Genomic DNA, 20,927 nt, shown 5'->3' with positions numbered 1-20,927 from the left:
GGACATAAATGCCAGCAGATTTAAATGATTATTTTAACAAAAAAAACGGCAACTCAAGTGGCAACAAAGACAAACAAAGCTTTAATTTCAAAGCCCCGGAATTTAATTTCAAAGGCTTTGGTAAATTTTCTCCGCTCATTTACACTCTCATTATCCTTGTGCTTATCTTAGTGCTTGCAAAGCCCTTTGCTATAGTTAATGAAGGTGAAAAAGGTATCAAAGTAACCACAGGAAGTTATGATCCCGTGCCTTTAAATTCAGGGCTTCATTTTTTCGTGCCTATCTTTCAAAAAATCATTATCGTAGATACTCGCCAAAGACAGATGACTTACACTACCTCAGAAGCTCCAACGACGATTCAGCAAAGCTCGGGCATAGTTGAAAAAAGCTCTATTTCTGTGCTTGACTCAAGAGGCTTAACCGTGCTTGTTAATATCACGGTTAAATACAGCCTCAATCCAGATGAAGTTTCACGCACCATAGCCCTTTATAATCTTAACTGGGAAAACAAAATCATCGATCCAACCGTGCGCGATGTGGTTCAAAGCGTGATCGGCAAATACACCGCAGAAGAATTACCAGCCAATCGTAACGCTATCGCACAGCAGATTAATGATGGCATTACTAAAACCATCACTTCTTTACAAAATGCGCCGGTATGGCTTCAAGATGTGCATTTAAGAGAAATCATACTTCCAGCAAGCGTAAAAGAACAAATCGAAAGAGTGCAAATCGCTAGACAAGAAGCCGAACGCGCCACTCAAGAAGCTATTAGAAAAGCGACTTTAGCAGAAGGTGAAGCAAACGCAACCATCATTAGCTCAAAAGGACGAGCAGACGCAGCACGTATAGAAGCTGACGCGCAAGCTTATGCAAACAAAGAAATCGCACAAAGCCTAAATAACCCGCTTTTAAATTTAAAGCAAATCGAAGTGCAAGGCAAATTTAACGAAGCCCTACAAAACAACAAAGACGCAAAAATCTTTCTAACACCGGGCGGATCAGTGCCAAATATCTGGGTAGATACCAAAGATACCAAACAACAAAGCTCAGTAGGCACAAGATAGCAAAGAGGAAACGAGCATGGCAGATGGGCTAAGAGAAAATTTACTCTTTTATCTTAAGCACCTTTATCCAGTGGATTTTTTATTTGCCTTGCTCGTTGTTTTTATCTTTATCTGCGTGCTTTTATTTGTCGCTTTTTTGCGAAATTCCCCTATCATCGCTACTTTACTCATCTTGTTTAACTTTATCTTTTGTTCGTGTTTAGCTGTGTATGGATACCAGTTCATAGACTCAAAAGTGCGTCAAAGAGCTGTAAATATAGTCAATGAAAATTTTTATGGCAGTTCAAATTTCGCCCTTGACTTTAGCATTAGTAATGACTCAAAATACAACTTCAAATACTGCAAAGTTAAAGCCAAAATTTACGATCAAGCCGACGCAAACGCTAGTTTTATCACGCGTTTAAAAAGCGAGTATATCCCCATACGCGTAAAAAGCAAAACCATAGATGAACTTTTAAAAGGACAAAGCAAAGATCAACGCATTAACTTTGAAAATTTAAGCCACGAAAACAATTTTTCAGTAAAACTTCAAAGCGAGTGTTTTTAATGACTATCTTTCATTTTATCGTATGTATAGTGTGCTTGCTTGCTTTTGTGCTAGGCTGTGTGATTATCTTTATCAAGGTAAAACAGCTTCACACTGCTATAGCGTGCTATTTTATCAATATACTCATCACTTCCATACTGATATATTCACTCTTTTTAACCATAGAACAATACACCAAACAAGCTGAAATTTCAAATGTCAAATTCATAAGAAATCTTCGCACCGAAAGCGTTGTCATCAGTGGCAGAGTAACAAATAAAACCAAATTTGACATCAATAAATGTTTTTTAGAACTCACCATAACAAACAAAGTCGGTGGTGGCGAAGGAGCTTTTAAAGCAGACTCAAGTAAAACCATCCAAAGAGGCTCAAACAGCGTGCATTATGATATACAGATCATCAAAACCCTGCCCGGAAATACTTACAAAGACTTTCAAGCTCAAATTCCCTTTCCACCGCAGTTTGTGAATGTCGAGTTTTATCATCTTTTACATTGTATATAAGCTCTTTTAAATTTTTGTATCATTGTAAGGGGTAAAGTGATTGTTTTTTATCAAGCTTTAAAGCACCCAGCCCGCGACTTCTTAAGGGTGCTTGATTTGTGTTTAAGTTATGCTTAAGCGGGCGTTTTGTATAATTTAGTTTGGAATTTATAGAGTTTTGTCAAGGAGTTTTAAAAGCTCCCTGATAAGCTCAAGTATCAAAATAAGAATTTTTAAAAACTTACCTATCAAATCAAGCTCTCCTTTCCGCACCGAAAAGAAGTTAAGCACTTAAACGAGAAGCATTATAACTGAACTTGCTTTTAAAAGTGCTTAATATAAAAAGTTTGCAAAAGTAAATTCTTTATATTTTGCGGATTTGTTTTGTTTTTTCAAAAAGTTTGCAATGACAAAATCCCCTTAAAACCAAATCTTGCCTTTGTATAAGCAAGCCTTTACCACCTCCTTCTTTTCTCTTAAATTTCCTCAAGATTTTCAAAAGTTGGAACACTTCTTGCTTATGTATTGCAAACAATATTTCATAAAGGATTCACTATGATGAGATCACTTTGGTCTGGAGTATCTGGACTTAGAATGCACCAAATCGGTATGGATGTTGAGGGTAATAACATCGCCAATGTTAGCACCAACGGCTTTAAATACTCTCGTGTTAATTACAGCACTATGTTTTCTCAAACTATGGCTATCGCTACGCGTCCAACAGGCGAACTAGGCGGACAAAATGCGATGCAAATCGGGCTTGGTGTAAATGCAAACTCAACTTATCGTATCCACTCACAAGGAAGTATCACAAGAACAGATAGCAACTATGATATAGCGATCAATGGAAATGGATTTTTCTTAGTGAGTGATGATGGCGGAGACAGCAAATACCTCACAAGAGACGGCGCATTTAATGTTGATGCGGCTGGAAATTTTGTCAATGCTTCAGGTTATGTCGTGCAAGGCTGGGTAAGAAACCCTACCACAGGACGCGTTGATACCACCGTGCCAGCAGGCAATATCAGCTGGGATCCTGCTATGCAACTTCCAGCAAATCCTAGCTCACAAATTTATCTTAATGCTTCTTTAAATAGTGGCTTAAAGATCGATGAAGCAACTTCAAGAGTGATTTATAGCCTTGATTCAGTGTATAATTACAACACCAAAACAGGACAAGCTACTGATGAAAACGATAGTGGCACAACGCAGTTTTATACCACTTCAAACAACGAGCAAGCCGTAACTGAAAAAGGTGTGGATTTTGCTTCTTTGTTTGATGGTGATTCATATCAAAGCTTAAATGTTCGTGATGGACAAGGCATTTGGATGAGTTTTGCTGATGCTGAGTTTAGCACAAATAAAACTGGACTTAATGCTTTTGATCCAAATTTAACTCAAAGTCAAACCGCTGCATTTTGGGGAAGCACAAATGGCAATGTGCAACCAAATACCGTAAATTTAGATATCACGATAAATGGCGTTGCTATACAAAACAACACTATCACTAGCCTTGATCAAGCGATCCAATACATCAACACCTTTACCGCAGCTACAGATACCAGAGAGGGCACAGGTGTAAGAGCGGTAAAAAATGCTGATGGTTCAGGTATAGACTTTATCAATACCAATGCAAACGGCACAACTGATAGTATGAAAAATATCAATTTAGTAGTCAATGCTGCTAACACAGCCGGTGAAGCACATAATATCACTTATGATGCAGCCACTCAAACATTTACTACAACTGCCTTAGCAAGAACTGCTCCAGTTGGACAAACTGGAACTCCATCTTTATGGACTGCTGATGGCACAAATGTTACAGCGACTATAAATGGTGCTGGAACAGCTGGTGCAACCATAACCTTTGGTGTAGGAGCTGCATATGGCACAGATGCCACTAGCAACCTAACCCTTAATAGCGTGCGAGTTATTACCGCTCACAAATACACTTATAGTTCTTCGGCTCAAAATTTATCACCGATGATTAATCCAGATGGTGGAATGCAATATACTCCAGGCGTAGAACAAAACGCTGGTGCAGCTAATTATCAGTGGCCAGCTACCGATCAAGGTGTGGCTTCACAAAACTACTACAACGCTGTTGTGAATGGTAGTCTTAAAAATAGCGACACAAGGGTATTTCACTCAACAGAAGACTTAAGAGAGCTTTTGCAAAGAGATGCAAGGTATGGGGTGGATTATGATGGCACAGGCACACATGGCACAGGCGATTTGAATGAAAAAGTCAAGGTTGTAGTCAATGAAACTGGAAACTATGTGATCTCAAATCCAAATGAAACCACCACAACACCACAATTAACACAAACGGCAGGTGGTGTGCTTGGTGGTGCTTTAACCGCTGATCCTAAAAATATGAATTTCCAAGCTACAGAGTATCAAGACGCAGCTGGAACGATCAGTAAAAATACAGCCTTTTCAAATGTCTTTCAAGGCTGGGAAGGCAATCTTAACACCGGCACAGCAAACAAATCCACCAAAGACTTAGCTTTAAGTGCCTTTGGGGCTTCTTTGCAAGTCTTTGACTCTTTAGGAACTGAACATCTTATCAGTGTTGAGTGGGTAAAACAATCCACCACACTTGATGGAGGTAATGAATGGCAAATGATTATAAAAGTGCCAGAACCTGCTACGATCAACACTACAGGTGATGGTCCAACAAATATAGTCGTAGGAAATGTGCGTTTTGGTAATGATGGCTCTTTGATCTCATATAGCCCAAGAACGATTAATTTTAGCGGAAACAACGGCTCAGCACCAAATCAACAAATTTCTTTGAATTTGGGTTCTTCTGGGGACTTTGATGGACTTGTCAGCAACGATCAAACCTCAGCCTTACAAAAACAACAAACAGACGGCTATAAACCGGGCTCTTTAAGACAAGGTGCGGAAAATATCCGCGTGGATCAACAAGGCAATATCATCGGAAGCTTTGATAATGGAATCCAACTTGTCCTTGCTCGTGTAGCTATGGGTAATGTAACAAATGATGCTGGGCTTGAAGATATGGGAGGCAACCTCTACCGCGTCAGTGCAAACTCTGGGGACTTAACCATAGGCACTTCAGGCACAGGCGGACGAGGCACAATGCAAACTTCAGCACTTGAAAGCTCAAATGCTGATCTTAGCACAAGCTTGACAAATCTCATCATCATACAAAGAGCGTATCAAGCAAACTCAAAAACGATCACAACAAGCGATCAGTTGCTAAACACACTCATACAGCTTAAACAATAAGCTTTTAAAAGCTTTTTAAGCTAAGCCTAGCCTAAGTGGGCTGGGCTTAAAATCTAGCTTGTTATATGAAGTGAGTTAGATTTTATAAAAAATGAAAAAACCTTGCTTTTTAAGCAAATTTGGAATGAAATTTGCTTAAAAGTAAGTTTTAACTGCTTCTTCGTGAAGCAAAATCAACTGAAAATTAAGCTGATTTTAAGCTTAATTAAAACAAGTGAAAAGAGCTGATAAAAGCTTCTTAAAGGTCCGGAGCATCCTTTGTCTTCCTTAAATTTCCACTCCGGATCTTTCAGAGGCTTTTTAAGCCTTGCTTTACAAGTCTATGATGTAGCCTTGTAATACGAGACTTTTTTGTGGGCTTGACAAACCTTCAATCTATTGCAAACTCGCTCTTTTTTAAGAGTGAGTTGCAAAGATACGCCTAAATAACACTTGTTTAAGCACTTGTTTTTATCGTTAGACTGGGTAAGATAAGTGTATTTGTGAGCTTTTATTATCTAAGGAAGCTTTCAAGTAAAACCCCATCAACTCCTAGTTTATAGGCTTTTTCAAGTTCTTTTAAATGTGGCACAAGAAGCAAAACTTTACTATCAAAAAGATAAAATTCAGCCATTTTGCTTGCCTTTTGGGCTAAGTTTTCATCTTTAAGCAAGATAAAGCTTGCTTTTAGGGCATTGGCAAGTAAAATTTCATTTTCATTTTGAGCTAGGATAGCAAATTTAAAGTCTTTTTCAAGACAAAGTTTGATGAAGTTTTCATCGTATTTGAAGCAAAATATATTTTTTTCATCTTTTTTATCAACGCTTTTGAGCTCATTTTCGCTCAAAATTTGCTTAAAATGAAAACTTTGTATGAGTTTGTGTCCAAAGATTAGCATTTTTATCCCTTGAGTTAATTTATTTAGCTTTATCTTTTATAAGCTTTTATGGTTTCTAATACCTTTAACGCTTCAGCTCCTTTGATAAAGCAATATTTTCTTTGTTTGTCATTGATGATTTCAACTTCTTTGAGGTGTATAAGCTCATTTTCAAGCTCGCTTCCTTTATAAAGTAAAAAAAGCGAATTTGTATCAAAAAATCCCTCGCAAAGCTTGATAAGTGGCTCAACTTTCATCAAGGCTCTTGAGGTGATGAGATCGGCTTTAAATTTGGGCTTAAAAAGCTCGATTTTTTCTTTATGGATATGTAAATTTGCAAGCTTTAAACGCGTTTTTATAAGTCTTAAAAAGGCTGATTTTTTAGCATTTGGCTCAAAAAGATGAAAATCAGCCCTTAAAAAAAGAGCTAAAAAAAGAGCTGGAAAACCTGCCCCAGAACCTATATCAACCGCTGTTTTAACAAAGCTTAAGTCTTTAAAATCAAGCACTTTTACGCTATCATAAATTTCTTTATCTAAGTCTTTAAAATGGCTAAGATTATGCACTTTATTAAATTCACTTAAAAGCGTTTTATACTCTAAGCATTGATTTTCAAACTTTTTTTGCTCGCTTAAACTTAGCTTTTTGATATACTCAAGCATTTTAAAGCAAATGCCCCATTTGTTCTTGCTTTACCTTAAGATAGCCTTCATTAAAGCGGTTTGCTTTGATTAAAATCGGCACTCTTTGAAGCACCTTAACGCCTAAGCTATCAAGCTTTAAGGGGTTATTTGTAAGCAAATTGACTTCTTTGATTTGATAATGCTTGAGTATAAAATCAACGACTTCATAATGCCTCTCATCAGCCTTAAAACCAAGCTTGAGATTCGCTTCTATGGTATTTAGCCCACAATCTTGTAAAGCATAAGCATTGACTTTATTAAAAAGCCCTATTCCACGCCCTTCTTGCCTAAGATAAATGATTAAACCGCCATTTTTTTCTATATAATCAAGTGCAAACTCAAGCTGAGGACCACAATCGCATTTTAAGCTTCCTAAAGCATCTCCTGTAAGGCATTCTGAATGAATTCTCATATTGACAACACCTTTTAAATCGCCTTTTATGATACACAAATGCTCTTTTTCCTCGCCACTTGCAAGCTTTTCTTTAAAGCTTTGAATTTGAAACTGCCCAAATTTGCTTGGTAAATTTGCTTGATCTGAAATTTTTATATCCAAAATTAAGTCCTTATCAAAATAAAATATGTTAAAATCGCTGTGATTTTACCAAAAAAAAGGAAATTAAATGTTTAAAAGACTAAGAAGATTGCGAATGAATGAAAATTTAAGGACTATGCTAAAAGAAACTTCCCTAAAAATAGAGGACTTCATCTATCCGCTTTTTGTGGTAAATGGTAACAATGTAAAAAAAGAAATTTCTTCAATGCCCGGTGTGTTTCAGCTTAGTATTGATGAGCTTTTAAAAGAGTGCAAGGAACTTGTAAGCTTAGATATCAAAGCAATCATACTTTTTGGGGTGATAGAAAATGAGCTAAAAGATAGCTGTGGCAGCGAAGCACTTGATGAAAACTCACTCATTGCAAGAGCTATTAAGGCTATTAAGGCTGAGTATCCACAGCTTTTTATCATCACTGACCTTTGCTTTTGTGAATACACAGATCACGGACATTGCGGTATCATTGATCCGCACACTAAAAGCGTGGCAAATGATCTTACCCTTGAAATTTCAGCCAAGCAAGCCCTAGTGCATGCAAAAGCTGGAGCTGATATGATCGCACCAAGTGGTATGATGGATGGCATTATCGCTACTTTGAGAAAAGCCCTTGATGAAAATGGCTTTGAAAACCTACCTATAATGGCGTATTCGACTAAATTTGCTTCAGCTTTTTATGGACCTTTTAGAGATGTAGCTGAATCTGCTCCAAGTTATGGGGACAGAAAAAGCTATCAAATGGACTATGCTAACGCCAAAGAAGCACTTTTAGAAAGCCTTGAAGATGAAAAGCAAGGCGCTGATATACTCATGGTAAAACCAGCCCTTGCATATCTTGATATCATCAAAGAGCTAGCTCATCACACCTTGCTTCCAATTTGTGTATATAATGTCAGTGGCGAATACGCTTTGCTTAAAGCTGGCGCAAAGCTAGGCGTGATAGACTATGAAAAGCTAATGGTAGAAACGATGATCGCCTTTAAAAGAGCTGGCGCAAAGCTAATCATCAGCTATCATGCTAAAGAAGTAGCAAGGTTGATAAAAGAGGGGAAAATTTAAGGAGGGATAAAGCTTGTCGCTAAGAAATTTGCTGTGAGGTATAATATTTTAAAGACAAAAAGAGCAAAAAAGAATGATTTTTTGCTATAATTTTAATTTGCGTGAGAAAGGATAATCATGAGGCATTGTTTGACTTTAAGGGATTTTAGCAAGGATGAAATTTTAGCTCTTGTAGCTAAGGCTAGCGAGCTTAAAAAAAATCCGCAAAAATTGCTTATCGATAAAACTTTGGCGATGATTTTTGAAAAAAACTCTACACGCACTCGAATGGCTTTTGAGCTTGGCATTACTCAGCTTGGCGGTAAGGCTTTGTTTTTAAGCTCAAATGACTTGCAACTTAGTCGTGGCGAGCCTATCAAAGATACGGCTAGGGTGATTGCGAGTATGGTTGATTTTGTCATGCTTAGAGTCAATTCTCATGAAACCTTGCTTGAATTTGTTAAATACTCCAAAGCACCTATCATCAATGGCTTAAGTGATTTGTATCATCCAACTCAAGTTTTAGGGGACTTGCTTACCATTAAAGAATACAACAAAAAAGGCAAAATCGCTTATGTAGGCGATAGTAATAATATGTGTAATTCTTGGCTTATCACGGCTTCAATACTTGGCTTTGAGCTTAGCGTTGCTACACCAAAAGGCTATAAGATCAACGAAAATGTGCTTGAGTTTGCACTCAATGAAGCTAAAAAATCAGGTGCAAAACTCAGCTTTACAAATGATAAATTTGAAGCCCTAGCTGGTAAAGAAGTCATCATCACTGATACTTGGGTTTCTATGGGACAAGAAGCTGAAAAAACAAAGAGGCTTAAAGACTTTGAAGGTTTTATCATCGATGAAGAAGCGATGAAAAAAGCTGAAAAAGAAGCGATTTTCTTGCACTGCTTGCCAGCGTATAGAGGCTATGAAGTAAGCGAAGAAGTGTTTGAAGCTCATAGCAAAGAAGTGTTTGATGAGGCGGTAAATAGGCTTTATGTAGTAAAGTCTTTGCTTTGTTTTTTAAACACTCATCGTTAAAAGATAAAAAGCCACCAATACCACACCCCAAACAAAGTTACTAAAACAATACCAACAAGGGTAAGCAAGCTTCCAAATTTCATCATATCTAAAGTTTTAATCCCACCTTGAGCAAAAACTATAGCATTTGGCGGGGTTGAGATAGGGATCATAAAAGAAAAGCTCGCACAAATCGTGATGATAAGCATAACAAGCATGCGGTGCGTTTCATCTAAAAAGCTTACTGTAGCAACATTGATAATAGGCAAGATGATAGCAATAAGTGCTGTAGTGGATAAAAAGCTCGTAGCAACGATAGCACAACAACTTGCGATAAACACAAAAAGCACAAAAGGCAAATCCTTAAAAAGCAAGAAAAACTTCTCAAATGCCCCACTTAGCTCAGCTTGAGAAAAAGCTGTGGCGATACAAAAGCTTGCTCCAAACAAAAAGATAAGTTCATAAGGTATGGATTTTGAATCATTCCATGATAAAAAGCCTATTTTTGGCAAAAACATCATCAAACCAAAGGCAAGCAAAACCACATTTTCATTTAAGCCCAAACCATTGTAAAATGGCTTTATAGGCGAGTTTATAAAAAGAGTGATGAGTAAAGCGCACAAAAATACAAGCAAACGTTTTTGCTCTTTGGTGCTTTTCATCTGTGTAAAAGCTTCTAAATTCAAGCTCTTGCCCTCAGTATTAAAAGAAAGAATTTTAATCATCGCAAAAAGCATAAGCAAAGTGATAGGAAGCATCATAAAAATCCAAGTTGTAAAGCTTAGACTTGGCATGTGGATATTTTCTAAAAAGCCAAGATAGATCAAATTTGGCGGACTTGAAATAGGCGTTGTGATCCCACTAATACTTGCTGCAAAGGCTATAGTAAGCAAAAAACGCGTTCTTAAAAAAGTATCATCACTGATTGACATCGCAACAGGTAAGAGTAAAAGAGCTACGGTTGAGTTTGACAAAGCAGAGCCAAGCACTATACTTGCAAAGCCAAGAGCGCAAATCACGCCTTTTGGGGTTTGAGGAAAGCGACTTAAAAAAGTCTTGGCGATCACCTTGTGAAGTCCTGTTTTCTCAGTAGCTGTAGCAATCATAAAGCCACCTAAAAATAAAAATATTATGGGATTAGCATAATTTGCAGTGGCTTGTTTTGTCTCTAAAATTCCAAAACTAGGAAAAAGTATAATAGGAAGCAAGGAAACAACGCCCATAGGTAAGGCTTTGTTCGTCCATAAAGTCACCAAAAGTGCCATTATACCAAGCAAGATAGAAACTTTAATGGAAGCTTTGAGGTAAAAGAATGCTATCGCTGTAGCGATGAGAGCAAGGAATACTGCCAAAACCAAGCCTAAAAAAATTTTAAAAAATTGCTCATCTTTTAATTTTTGTTTGTTAAGCTGGGCTTTTTGGCTCATCTTTGCTCCAAGATCGCTTTTTGAAAAAGATTATAACTTATCTTAGCTCAGTTTGTGTAAAAAAGAAGCAAAATTTAAGAAAGCAAGGTTTCATTTTGTAAATTTTATAAAGTTTTATTGATAAAACTATCCTGAAAAGTTCTTTCATTTTTTATCTTGCAACTTAGCTTGTGCTAAAGTTTTTAAAGCTTTTTCTCTTTTTGTTTTATCTTTCTAAGTCAAAAAGTGCTATAATCTTAAAATCATAAACGAACAAATAAGGAAAAATTGATGAAAAGCCTAGAAAAACAAAGTAAAAGCCTCCAAAAGATAGATGAATTAAGTCAGAATTTAGGCATTAAAGCAGATGATAAAACTATACTTGAACTCAAAAATACCCAAAATGAAAATGAAAAAATTTTAAGCCTTAAAAGCGGACATTGGCAAGCTCCTGAGCCTTGGTTTGTCATTGATGAGGAAGATAATTTGCATACTTTGATTTCAATCAATAGCCTTAAAAGCATGCTTGAAGGACTTAAAGAGCTTCAAAAAGAAAATTTTGAGCTTAGGCTTGAAAAGGCGATTTATCAGCAAATTCCCATTGATTTTAATGATGTTTGGATTGTGGCGATGGACGAGATCAAAAAACAAGCTAAAAATAACACCACTCAACTTAATATCGATCTTTCAAAGCTCATGGAAAATATCAAAAAAGAACACCCAAATCTTTTTGTCGATATGGAAAGTCTTGTCATGCAAGGTGAAGCACAATGAGAGATTATAAGGCTTTTGTGAAGTATTCAAAACCCGGACCTCGTTATACTTCTTATCCTACGGCTTTAGAATTTAATGCTGAGTTTGCATATCAAGATTATATAAACATTCTTAAAGCTCAAACAAGGGATTTGTCTTTGTATTTTCACCTGCCTTTTTGTAGGAGTGCGTGTTATTTTTGCGGCTGTAATGTCATATATACTGCTAAGGAAGAAAATAAAGAGCGGTATTTAAAGTATCTATTTGCCGAACTTGATCTTTTAAAAACGCACATAAACACACAAAGAAAAGTCGTTCAAATGCACTTTGGTGGTGGCACACCGACTTTTTTTTCAGCCTCGCAACTTGCTTCTTTAATCACTAAGATAAAAAGTGTATTTGTGAATTTTGATGATAAGGCTGAGTTAAGCTGTGAGATTGATCCTAGGTTTTTAAACGAGGATCAAGCTGAGATTTTAACGCAAAATGGCTTTAACAGAATCAGCTTTGGCGTGCAAGACTTTGATGAAAAAGTGCAAAAAGAAATTCATAGAATTCAGCCCTTTGAACTGACTTTAAAAGCGGTAGAAATGATGCGTAGCAAGGGTGTTAAGTCTGTGAATATGGACTTAATTTATGGACTACCTTTTCAAAATTTGCAAAGTTTTAGCAAAACTCTTGAAAAAGCCTTGCTTATAAATCCGGATCGCTTTGCGATTTTTAATTACGCTCATGTGCCTTGGCTTAAAAAAAATATGCGTAAATTTGATGAAACAACCCTACCAAGTCCAGATGTCAAGCTTGAAATTTTAGAATACTGCGAAAAGTTTTTAACGCAAAATCATTATAAAATGATAGGTATGGATCATTTTGCAAAACCAGATGATGAATTGTTTAAAGCCCTAGAAAATGGCTCTTTGCATAGAAATTTTCAAGGCTATACTACTAGAGGCGGAGCTGATTTAATCGGTGTTGGGCTTACAAGCATAGGCGAGGGTATGAGTCATTATGCGCAAAATTACAAAGATATGCCAAGCTATGAAAAGGCTATTGATGAGGGCAGACTTCCTTTTGAAAAGGGCGTGCTTTTAAATGATGATGATAAGTTGCGAAAGGCTGTGATTATGTCTTTGATGGCAAATTTTGCTCTTGATATCAAAGGTATTGAGCGTGAATTTGGCATTGATTTTAGGACGTATTTTGCTAGGGATTTAGAACTTTTAGACGAATACAAAGACTTTTTTAGCCTTGATGAAAATACCTTAAAAGTCAATGAAACAGGGGCTTTGCTGATAAGAAATATCGCTATGTGTTTTGATGCGTATTTGCAAAAATACCGCGATCAAAAAGTTTTTTCAAAAACGGTGTAATAATGCTTTTAAAAGATATAACAAATGCGTGTGTAAAATGTGGCAAATGTATCCCAGCTTGCACTATCCATGAGATCAATGCTGATGAAACAACGAGTCCAAGGGGCTTTTTAGACTTAATCACAGCGGTAAAAGAAGAAGAGCTAGCGCTTGATAAAAATGTCAAAAAGATATTTGAAAGCTGTTTTTTATGCACAAATTGCGTGCAAGCTTGTCCTAGTAGCTTGCGGGTTGATAGCGCGATCGAGGCTATTCGTTTTGATTTGGCTCAAAAATACGGCATTGCTTGGTATAAAAAACTTGCTTTTTTCTTGCTTTCCAAACGCAAGATTATGGATATAGTGGCAAAATTTGGCTATGTTTTTCAAAGCTGTGCTTTTAAAATTCAAGGACAAAATAGCATTGCAAATACTGATAAAAAAGGCAATTTACAAAAAAGCTTTGGTATGAGAGCAAGATTTTCTTTTCCTATGGTGAAAAAAGGACGTTTGCTTATAAGCTTAAACAAAAAAAGCTTTTTAAACTCACAGCCTGAATTTGTAGATAATGGCGGAGCAAAAAGCATAGGCTTTTTTGTGGGTTGCTTAGCAAACTATGCTTATACAAGCACGGCTGAAGCGGTTTTAACCATCGCTAAAGAGCTTAAAATCAATGTGGATTTAATGAAAGATCAAGTATGCTGTGGAGCGCCTCAGTATTTTACGGGTGATTTTAAAAGAGTTGAGGTTTTGGCTAAAAAAAATATAGAATATTTTGAAAAAAAACTTGAGACTCTTGAAGCTATCATTGTGCCAGAAGCGACTTGTTCGGCAATGTTAAATGTGGATTATGAGCATTTTTTTGAGCTACTTAATCAGCCTGATTGGGCTAAAAGAGCAAAGCAAGTTGCAAGTAAGATTGTTTTGGCAACAAAATATTTTTATGAGCAAAATGAGCTTTTAAGCTTGCTTGAAAAAAGAGGCAAGCAAGATTTGCTTATCACTTATCATGATCCTTGTCATGCAAAAAAAATGCAAGGCGTTTTTAAAGAGCCAAGAGCTTTATTAGGGGCGAATTTTAAACTCGTAGAGCTTTCACAAAAAGATACTTGCTGTGGCTTTGGTGGAGTGAGTATGCAAACTGAGTATTATGAAAATTCTTTAAAAGTTGGGCTTAAAAAGGCAGAGGATATCAAAGCCAGCAAAGCTCAAATCATCAGCGCAGAATGCTCAGCCTGTAGAATGCAAATTTCAAATGCTCTTACTCAAGCTCAAAGTGAAGTTTTGTTTAAAAATCCACTCGAGCTTATCGCTTTGGTGCTTACAAGCCAAGAGCAAGCTTAAAACCAAAGAAAAACACAGCCCCTAAAATCCCAGCAACTGGCAAGGTGATGATCCAAGCCAAACCTATAGGCTTCATCATCGCCCAATTTGCATTTTTATTATACAAGCCTATGCCTAAAATCGCCCCTATGAGTATATGTGTAGAGCTTACCGGTATGCCAAATTGTGTCGCAAGCAAGATCACTATACTTGCACCAAGTTCTGCACTAAAGCCTGTTGTAGGCTTGATTTGTGCGAGTTTTGAGCCAACCGTTGTAATCACTTCTTTTCCCAAGAACCAAAGCCCTATCACAAGAGCAATACCAAACATCAAAAGCACAGCAAAAGGCACAGGAGAGCTTGGATTAATCACGCCGTTTTTAAACACATCTAAAATCGCCGCAAAAGGTCCTAAAGCATTTGCAATATCATTTGCACCATGCGAAAACGCAAAGCTTGAAGCAGTAAAAATTTGAAACCAAGAAAAAATGCGATCTATAGTTTTGTTAAGTTCTGTTTTCTTAACTATCCTAACCACCGCAAAAGTAAGTGTATAAGCGATGATACCGATGATACAAACAATCCAAACATTTTGTATAGCATTAAGCGTGCTTACCTTATCAAGTCCTTTAAACAAAAACATAGAAGCAATAATCATCGCCGCAACGCAACCAACCATAGGAATATGCGTCTTAGCTTCTGTAAAAATATCCATATTTTTTTCTTGTTCTTTATACTCTTTCATTTTATTTTTATAAAAACTTTTTGTTTTTTCATCATCATCTTCATCGTCTAAAACAATAGCACTGAGTTCTTTAATCTGTTCGCTTTGAGGCATTTGCTTAAGATTTGAGAAAAATTCTTCTTTGAAATTTTTCTTTTCTTTTTTGATGATTTTAAGATTTTCGCCAAGCTTTTGTGAAGGGCTTAAAATTTTGCGGTGGATATAAGAAAAGATCATATAAGAAACCAAGCCACCCAAAAGTGGAGAAATCACCCAGCTTAAGGCTATCCTGCCAATCTCAAGCCAATTTACCATAGATAAAGTTTGCGCTCCGCTAAAATAAAACGCCCCCATAGCCACACTTGCACCAACTATACCGCCTATAATGCTGTGAGTAGTAGAAACAGGCAAGCCCTTTTTTGTCGCTACAAAGATCCATAAGCCAGAGCTTAAAAGAGAAGAAAGCATAATAATGACAAAAAGCATAGGATTTAAATCAGTTGGAAAGACAACTATACCGCTTCGTATAGTTTTAGTCACTTCACCTCCAGCAAATACTGCCCCACTAAGCTCAAACACAGCCGCGATGATTAAGGCTTGTTTGATCGTGATCGTTTTAGCCCCAACACTTGTTCCAAAGGAATTTGCAACATCATTTCCACCTATGTTAAATGCCATAAAAATGCCAAAAACACTCGCTAAAATAAATAAGATCAAATAGTGATTTGGGATATAATTATACCCCCATATCCAAAAGCAAATCACGCTGATAACAAAGATAAACAAAGCCGCAGCATTATCTCTTAACACGATAAAACCTTTTTTTAATGATTTTTAAATCATCATTATAGCTTGATTTCGCTTTTTTTGCTTTTAAAAATAAAAAATTTACTTGAAAGTGTTTAAAAATGGCGTGAAGAATGCTTTGTTTTTATGAGCTTTAAGGCTGATTTTACCGCTTCTTCATAACTTTTTGTACTTAGTTTTGCATTTTTATAAGCCTTATCAAAAGCAGTGCCATGATCAACACTTGTTCGAATGATAGGTAAATTCAAGCTAATATTTACACTTTTTTCAAAATACAAAGCTTTAAGTGGAGCAAGCCCAAGATCATGATACATACTTACAAGGCGGTTGCAATGCTTTAAAGAAGCTTTGCTAAAGGCTGTATCAGCGACTAAAATTTCAGGGATATAAAAATGCTTTATATGCATTTTTTGATAAAGCATATCACATATCTTAGGTTCTTTTAAAAGCTTTTCTAGGATATATGCGTCATTATTTTTTTCAAAATATGCTTCTAAAAAATTTTGATTTTTATGATTTTCTTTTAAATTTAAAAAAATATTGCTTATCTGCACGGCTTTTTTCATCTTTTCTTCTTCAGCTCCACCAATCGCCCCATAATCTCCTGCGTGCGGATTAAATCCTAAAACGCCTATATTTTTAAAATGAGTTTGTGTGTAAAAGTTAATCAAAAAGCGAGTTAAAGCTGGAATTTGGATACGCTTGCTTACCTCATTTAAGGGGATATGTTCGGTAAAAAGAGCAACAAAAAGCTTAGAACAACCAAGCATCATAATAGCATCTTGTTTAAAAAAATCACTCAAAGCCCCAGTATGCCCCTTATAGTCTATATTTGCAAGCTGCCAAGCTTTTTTATGAATGGGCAGGGTAATTAACGCCTTTGCAAAGCCTTGTTGGGTAAAATAACACGCACTTTCAAAACTTAAAAAGCTATACAAACCGCTATTTTTATCAATCTTTGAAGCTTGAATGCTAAATTCACTCTTACTTTTACTTTGAATAGGGCTTATAAAGCTTGAGATACGCAGTTTTTTTGAGCTTTTATCTTCTTTAAATTCAAACACCTCGCCCTTATCAAACTCAACGATATGAAAATCATCATCTAGGTGCAAATCAAGCTTTTTAAGCCCTTGTTTTAAAAGTCTTTTATGGATAAAATAATAAGGCTCGCAAAATTTTGAAATTTTTTTATGACAAGTCAGCAAAAGCTCCAAACCTATGCCATTGATATCGCCTATGCTGATGGCGAGTTTTGGGCGTTTTTGAGGTGTTTTTTTCATACAAGCAAACTTTTCATCTCTAAAATGGCTTCTTTTAAACCGACAAAAACTGAACGCGCAATGATACTTTGTCCTATGTTAAGCTCTTTGATCTCTTTGATTTGGGCTATATCTTTGACATTTTTATAATTTAAACCATGTCCAGCCACGACAAATAAATTTAAACTTTGAGCCAAAGCAGCTGCTGTTTTAAGCCTTTCTAACTCATTTTCAAGCTTGAGCTTTAAGTTGCTTTTATCAAGATCAAATTCTTTGATCTTGTAAGGTGTGCGTAGGATATTGCTAAAAAGAGCATTGTGTAAATTTGCATACACTCCGGTGTGAAGCTCTATGCTATCAGCATTTAAAAACTTTGCCTTAGAAATATCAGCTTCATTTGCATCGATAAAGAGTGAGACTTCGATCCCAGCTTGCTTAAGTTTGTTAATATTGCTATCAAGCCCTTTTATATCGAGATTTAAGCCGCCTTCTGTGGTAAGTTCTTGCCTTTTTTCAGGCACTAAAGTAACTTTGTAAGGCTTATAACGTAGGGCGAGCTCTATCATTTCATCAGTATTAGCACACTCTAAATTCACTACGCTTTTGCAAAGTGTAGTGATCTCTTTAAGATCGTTTTCATTGGCATGTCGGCGATCTTCTCTTACATGAAGCGTGATAAGATCAGCATATCTTGCAGCCACAAATGCTGCCTCAAGTACTTGAGGATCATCAACCTTTCGAGCCTCTCTTAAAACAGCGATATGATCGATATTTACGCCTAAAAGCATGATTTATCCTTTAAATTTAACTTAAAATGAATACACAAAAGCTTGATTTTGCTTTTATTAAAGCTTTGAAGTTTCTTTTAAAAAACGTTTTAAAGCCTTTTTTTCTTTTACCTTTATATCATAATAAATTAGACTTAAATATGCCTTAATCGCAGCCTCACTTATACCCCTACTTTGGGCATAATGCTTGAGTATATAGTTTGGAATTTTAATCTTTTTTTTATCAAACTGACTTAAAATTTTTGCAAATAAAGCCTTTTTTCTAAGACAAGAAAAGCGAGCAAATACAAAGGGTAAATTTGTCTTTTCATGCCAACGCTCACACAAATCAACATAGGCATTTGGCTCTTTTAGATAAAGTTTTAAAGCCTTATCGCCTATGATTACCCTGCCCTTTTGTTTTAAAACATGAGCTAGGGCATTTGAAGTTGCTGAAGCTGTGTCTTTTGCTGACTTGGTATTTTTTTCAACAAGAACGGATTTGACTTTTTTATTGGCACAAATTCCAAAGTCTAAATTCTGGTATTTTTTACGCGCACTTTCTATGCTTGAAATTACAGCTGCGTCTATGCGTGCGAAAAATAAGTCACGATTAAGCTTACTTGGCACGCCCTTTTTATACTCCATAGCCTTTTTAAAGCCATTTGGCAGGGGGTATTTTTTAAGGTATATATGCAAGGGCAGTAAATTGATATAATCAATCTTGCCAAATATCATTTCTTCATCGCCTTTAAAAAAGCATTTACCCTTAATTCTAGCTCATCTAAGCCTATAAATTCAAGCACTTCAAAGATACTAGGGCTTACTGAACTTCCAGTAATGGCTATGCGTAAGGCTTGGGCTAAATCTTTTAGCTTGGCATTTTTGCTTTCTAAAAAGCTATTTGTAAAGCTTTCAAGCTCGCTTGCTTTCATTACATCAGAGTTTTTTTCAGCCTTTAAGGCATTTAAAAAGTCCTCTAAAAGCTCTAAGCTTGCCTCAGTGATAAATTTTGCCACTGCTTTTTCATCATAGCTTTGCGGGGCATTAAGTATGCTTTTTGCAGAACTTATAAGCTCTAGCAAGGTTTTTGCCCTTTCTCTTAAAAGATCAAGTAAAAACTCTCCTTTGCTTATGCTAGAAAAATCAAAGCCAAGCTCTTTTATATGCTCGTTTAATTCCTTAAAAGCTAGGGTTTTGATATAATGAGCATTGAGCCATTCAAGCTTTTTAAAGCTATAAGTTGAAGCACTTTTGCTAATATGACTTGGATCAAAGATGGTTTTAAGCTGCTCTAGGGAAAAAATTTCATCATCACCATGACTCCAGCCCAAACGCACTAAAAAATTTAACAAAGCCTCAGGTAAAAAGCCTAAAGCCTTATACTCCATCACATCAGTTGCCCCATGCCTTTTTGAAAGCTTTTTACCATCCTCGCCGTGTATCATGGCTAGATGATAAAATTTTGGAACCTTAAAGCCTAAAGCCTCATAAAGCACGATTTGTTTAGGCGTATTTGAAAGATGATCATCGCCTCGTATCACATCACTCACGCCCATTAAAGCATCATCAATTACAACGGTAAAATTATAAGTTGGGCTTAAATCACTTCTTGCGATAATAAAATCATCCATTATATCCTTTATCTCAAAGCTTATATCACCCTTTACGCCGTCTATAAATGAAATAGTGCCGTCTTGAGGTGCTTTAATCCTCACAACCGGTGCAATCCCAGCAGGTGGCGTGCCGGTGAAATCTCTATAACGCCCATCATACCTTGGTCGTTCTTTTCTAGCTTCTTGAGCCGCTCTTAGCACGTCAAGCTCTTCTTTACTCATATAACAATAATACGCCTTGCCCTCATCAAGAAGCTTTTGAATATAAGTTTTATAGATATCAAAACGTTTGGATTGATACTCTATAGCCCCATCATAATCAAGCTTGCACCACTTAAAAGCTTGTATTATAGCCTCAGTTGCTTGCTGGCTATTGCGTTTTAAGTCTGTATCTTCTATACGCAACAAAAACTTGCCCCCATTTTTGCGTGCATAAAGATAAGAAAAAAGTGCTGTTCTTAAACCCCCGATATGCAAGTATCCTGTGGGGCTTGGAGCAAAACGAGTTGTTAAATTTTGCATTTTTTGCCCTTTAGTAAAAATTTATTGATATAATGCAATATTTATACTTAAATAAAGGTTTGATATGAAAAAAATTTGCTTTTTTTTATGCTTTTTACTCTCTTTAAATCACGCACAAGAAATCAATTCTATCGCCATCATCGTTAATAAAGAGCCTATCACTTCTTTTGAGATTAACGAAGCGATAAATGAACTTAAAGTGCCAAGAAATCAAGCTATATCTATGCTTATAAATGATCGTTTAGAGGAGAGCGAAGCTAAAAGAATGGGAATTTTTATCAATGAGTTTGAACTTGAAAACGAGTTAAATAAAATGCTAGCTCAAAGTGGGGGCAGTATGCAAAGTCTGCAAGCAAGTTTAAGCTCAAGTGGCGAAAGCTTGGAAGATTTTAAAGAAGATTTTAAAAAGCAAATGCAAAGAAAAAAGCTTTACGAAGCAGTGGCAAGCGGAGCAAAAATCGATAATAGTGAAGATGCGATGAGATCGTATTTTGAAACACATTCAAATGAGTTTGTGCTTTACGCGAGCATTGATGTTAATATTTTTAGCTCTTATGAAGCAAAGGATTTAGAAAATTTACAAAAAGGTGGTAAAAAAGCTTCTAACGTGAAAGAGCATAGAGAAAATTTAAACACAAGCAATGCTGATCCACGCTTGCTCGCCTTTCTTTCAAGACTTAATATCAACGAATTTTCGCCTATACTCCAAAATAGCGGCGAGTTAAGCATTTATCAAGTCAAAGCCAAACATCAGCCTCAAACACTGCCTTTTGAGCAGATTAAAGAAGAGGTAGCAAATGTCTATATCAACGAGCAAAGACAAAATTTTATTAAGGATTTTTTTGATAAAGCAAGGGCAAAAGCGACGATACAATACCTTCGCTAAAGCCCATTTTTACACTC

General features: G+C 36.3%; 18 protein-coding genes and 1 pseudogene. 10 read left to right on the top strand and 9 right to left on the bottom strand.

Translation table 11 applies throughout. From position 1 onward, the window contains the following. The first annotated feature begins 8 nt into the window (after positions 1 to 8). The 4 genes from CQA38_RS00170 to flgE all read left to right on the top strand — a co-directional run bounded on the left by CQA38_RS00170 (position 9) and on the right by flgE (position 5,354). Positions 9 to 1,067, top strand: coding sequence for an SPFH domain-containing protein (locus CQA38_RS00170; protein ID WP_137631989.1), 1,059 nt, complete (start codon positions 9 to 11; stop codon positions 1,065 to 1,067). A 16-nt stretch (positions 1,068 to 1,083) separates the two neighbouring features. After that, positions 1,084 to 1,614, top strand: coding sequence for a DUF2393 family protein (locus CQA38_RS00165; RefSeq protein ID WP_137631988.1), 531 nt, complete (start codon positions 1,084 to 1,086; stop codon positions 1,612 to 1,614). Then, positions 1,614 to 2,117, top strand: coding sequence for a DUF2393 family protein (locus CQA38_RS00160; RefSeq protein ID WP_137631987.1), 504 nt, complete (start codon positions 1,614 to 1,616; stop codon positions 2,115 to 2,117). Before CQA38_RS00165 ends, CQA38_RS00160 begins: the two co-directional genes overlap by 1 nt. 534 nt (positions 2,118 to 2,651) lie before the next feature. After that, complete coding sequence (gene flgE / locus CQA38_RS00155; protein WP_137631986.1) at positions 2,652 to 5,354, top strand: flagellar hook protein FlgE; 2,703 nt, start codon at positions 2,652 to 2,654, stop codon at positions 5,352 to 5,354. 493 nt (positions 5,355 to 5,847) lie between these two features. Here flgE and CQA38_RS00150 read toward each other — a convergent pair whose 3' ends face one another. The 3 genes from CQA38_RS00150 to ribA are packed head-to-tail and all read right to left on the bottom strand — an operon-like array spanning position 5,848 to position 7,449. Then, complete coding sequence (locus CQA38_RS00150) at positions 5,848 to 6,231, bottom strand: hypothetical protein (RefSeq protein ID WP_137631985.1); 384 nt, start codon at positions 6,229 to 6,231, stop codon at positions 5,848 to 5,850. 29 nt (positions 6,232 to 6,260) lie between these two features. Further along, entirely contained in the window at positions 6,261 to 6,872 is a 612-nt protein-coding gene (rsmG, locus tag CQA38_RS00145) for a 16S rRNA (guanine(527)-N(7))-methyltransferase RsmG (protein ID WP_137631984.1), read from the bottom strand. Between the two features lies 1 nt (position 6,873). Continuing rightward, positions 6,874 to 7,449 carry a GTP cyclohydrolase II gene (gene ribA, locus CQA38_RS00140; protein ID WP_137631983.1) on the bottom strand — a complete coding sequence of 192 codons (576 nt, stop codon included), beginning with the start codon at positions 7,447 to 7,449 and terminating at the stop codon, positions 6,874 to 6,876. Positions 7,450 to 7,516: 67 nt separating this feature from the next. Here ribA and hemB point away from each other — a divergent pair, with 67 nt between their 5' ends. Together hemB and argF are read left to right on the top strand one after the other, a co-directional pair. Beyond that, positions 7,517 to 8,503 carry a porphobilinogen synthase gene (gene hemB, locus CQA38_RS00135; RefSeq protein WP_137631982.1) on the top strand — a complete coding sequence of 329 codons (987 nt, stop codon included), beginning with the start codon at positions 7,517 to 7,519 and terminating at the stop codon, positions 8,501 to 8,503. Between the two features lie 117 nt (positions 8,504 to 8,620). Beyond that, entirely contained in the window at positions 8,621 to 9,520 is a 900-nt protein-coding gene (gene argF / locus CQA38_RS00130) for an ornithine carbamoyltransferase (protein WP_137631981.1), read from the top strand. Here the strand turns inward: argF and CQA38_RS00125 are convergent. Continuing rightward, positions 9,517 to 10,926 (bottom strand): DASS family sodium-coupled anion symporter, encoded by a 1,410-nt coding sequence (locus CQA38_RS00125; protein WP_137631980.1) that lies wholly within the window; start codon positions 10,924 to 10,926, stop codon positions 9,517 to 9,519. The genes argF and CQA38_RS00125 overlap by 4 nt on opposite strands. A 270-nt stretch (positions 10,927 to 11,196) precedes the next feature. On the opposite strand from CQA38_RS00125, the pseudogene CQA38_RS00120 reads away from it, so the two are divergent. From CQA38_RS00120 to CQA38_RS00110, 3 genes and pseudogenes are all read left to right on the top strand, one after another. Continuing rightward, a pseudogene (locus CQA38_RS00120) lies at positions 11,197 to 11,689 on the top strand (DUF2603 domain-containing protein). Next, positions 11,676 to 13,028, top strand: coding sequence for an oxygen-independent coproporphyrinogen III oxidase (gene hemN, locus CQA38_RS00115; protein ID WP_137631979.1), 1,353 nt, complete (start codon positions 11,676 to 11,678; stop codon positions 13,026 to 13,028). Before CQA38_RS00120 ends, hemN begins: the two are co-directional and overlap by 14 nt. Before the next feature lie 2 nt (positions 13,029 to 13,030). Next, positions 13,031 to 14,350 carry a (Fe-S)-binding protein gene (locus CQA38_RS00110; RefSeq protein WP_137631978.1) on the top strand — a complete coding sequence of 440 codons (1,320 nt, stop codon included), beginning with the start codon at positions 13,031 to 13,033 and terminating at the stop codon, positions 14,348 to 14,350. Here the strand turns inward: CQA38_RS00110 and CQA38_RS00105 are convergent. The 5 genes from CQA38_RS00105 to gltX form a co-directional block, all read right to left on the bottom strand. Continuing rightward, a complete protein-coding gene (locus CQA38_RS00105; protein WP_137631977.1) occupies positions 14,328 to 15,863 on the bottom strand; it encodes an inorganic phosphate transporter in 1,536 nt (511 codons plus the stop codon). The two genes, CQA38_RS00110 and CQA38_RS00105, sit on opposite strands and share 23 nt — an antisense overlap. A gap of 92 nt (positions 15,864 to 15,955) precedes the next feature. Then, a complete protein-coding gene (gene pdxA, locus CQA38_RS00100; protein ID WP_137631976.1) occupies positions 15,956 to 17,140 on the bottom strand; it encodes a 4-hydroxythreonine-4-phosphate dehydrogenase in 1,185 nt (394 codons plus the stop codon). Beyond that, the gene (locus CQA38_RS00095; protein WP_137631975.1) at positions 17,137 to 17,907 is read right to left on the bottom strand and encodes a pyridoxine 5'-phosphate synthase; all 771 of its coding nucleotides are present in this window, start codon (positions 17,905 to 17,907) and stop codon (positions 17,137 to 17,139) included. The genes pdxA and CQA38_RS00095 overlap by 4 nt, the downstream gene beginning before the upstream one ends. 57 nt (positions 17,908 to 17,964) lie before the next feature. Next, positions 17,965 to 18,624: an MqnA/MqnD/SBP family protein gene (locus tag CQA38_RS00090; protein WP_137631974.1), complete on the bottom strand. Its 660-nt coding sequence runs from the start codon at positions 18,622 to 18,624 to the stop codon at positions 17,965 to 17,967. Continuing rightward, the gene (gene gltX / locus CQA38_RS00085; RefSeq protein WP_137631973.1) at positions 18,621 to 20,024 is read right to left on the bottom strand and encodes a glutamate--tRNA ligase; all 1,404 of its coding nucleotides are present in this window, start codon (positions 20,022 to 20,024) and stop codon (positions 18,621 to 18,623) included. The genes CQA38_RS00090 and gltX overlap by 4 nt, the downstream gene beginning before the upstream one ends. Positions 20,025 to 20,088: 64 nt before the next feature. Here gltX and CQA38_RS00080 point away from each other — a divergent pair, with 64 nt between their 5' ends. Then, complete coding sequence (locus tag CQA38_RS00080; RefSeq protein WP_137631972.1) at positions 20,089 to 20,910, top strand: peptidylprolyl isomerase; 822 nt, start codon at positions 20,089 to 20,091, stop codon at positions 20,908 to 20,910. Positions 20,911 to 20,927: the final 17 nt, after the last annotated feature.

Origin of the sequence: Campylobacter sp. MIT 12-5580 (assembly GCF_005406235.1) — a bacterium.
In the GTDB taxonomy this organism is placed as follows: Bacteria; Campylobacterota; Campylobacteria; order Campylobacterales; family Campylobacteraceae; genus Campylobacter_D.
Note: the sequence above shows the minus strand (reverse complement) of the source record. Positions and strands in the feature narration are given on the sequence as shown.

What these genes read in the sequence shown, in the direction of transcription:
- CQA38_RS00170 (WP_137631989.1), top strand. Translation starts at nt 9, where the DNA reads ATGCCAGCAGATTTAAATGATTATTTTAACAAAAAAAACGGCAACTCA.
- CQA38_RS00165 (WP_137631988.1), top strand. Translation starts at nt 1,084, where the DNA reads ATGGCAGATGGGCTAAGAGAAAATTTACTCTTTTATCTTAAGCACCTT.
- CQA38_RS00160 (WP_137631987.1), top strand. Translation starts at nt 1,614, where the DNA reads ATGACTATCTTTCATTTTATCGTATGTATAGTGTGCTTGCTTGCTTTT.
- flgE (WP_137631986.1), top strand. Translation starts at nt 2,652, where the DNA reads ATGATGAGATCACTTTGGTCTGGAGTATCTGGACTTAGAATGCACCAA.
- CQA38_RS00150 (WP_137631985.1), bottom strand. Translation starts at nt 6,231, where the DNA reads ATGCTAATCTTTGGACACAAACTCATACAAAGTTTTCATTTTAAGCAA.
- rsmG (WP_137631984.1), bottom strand. Translation starts at nt 6,872, where the DNA reads ATGCTTGAGTATATCAAAAAGCTAAGTTTAAGCGAGCAAAAAAAGTTT.
- hemB (WP_137631982.1), top strand. Translation starts at nt 7,517, where the DNA reads ATGTTTAAAAGACTAAGAAGATTGCGAATGAATGAAAATTTAAGGACT.
- argF (WP_137631981.1), top strand. Translation starts at nt 8,621, where the DNA reads ATGAGGCATTGTTTGACTTTAAGGGATTTTAGCAAGGATGAAATTTTA.
- CQA38_RS00125 (WP_137631980.1), bottom strand. Translation starts at nt 10,926, where the DNA reads ATGAGCCAAAAAGCCCAGCTTAACAAACAAAAATTAAAAGATGAGCAA.
- hemN (WP_137631979.1), top strand. Translation starts at nt 11,676, where the DNA reads ATGAGAGATTATAAGGCTTTTGTGAAGTATTCAAAACCCGGACCTCGT.
- CQA38_RS00110 (WP_137631978.1), top strand. Translation starts at nt 13,031, where the DNA reads ATGCTTTTAAAAGATATAACAAATGCGTGTGTAAAATGTGGCAAATGT.
- pdxA (WP_137631976.1), bottom strand. Translation starts at nt 17,140, where the DNA reads ATGAAAAAAACACCTCAAAAACGCCCAAAACTCGCCATCAGCATAGGC.
- CQA38_RS00095 (WP_137631975.1), bottom strand. Translation starts at nt 17,907, where the DNA reads ATGCTTTTAGGCGTAAATATCGATCATATCGCTGTTTTAAGAGAGGCT.
- CQA38_RS00090 (WP_137631974.1), bottom strand. Translation starts at nt 18,624, where the DNA reads ATGATATTTGGCAAGATTGATTATATCAATTTACTGCCCTTGCATATA.
- gltX (WP_137631973.1), bottom strand. Translation starts at nt 20,024, where the DNA reads ATGCAAAATTTAACAACTCGTTTTGCTCCAAGCCCCACAGGATACTTG.
- CQA38_RS00080 (WP_137631972.1), top strand. Translation starts at nt 20,089, where the DNA reads ATGAAAAAAATTTGCTTTTTTTTATGCTTTTTACTCTCTTTAAATCAC.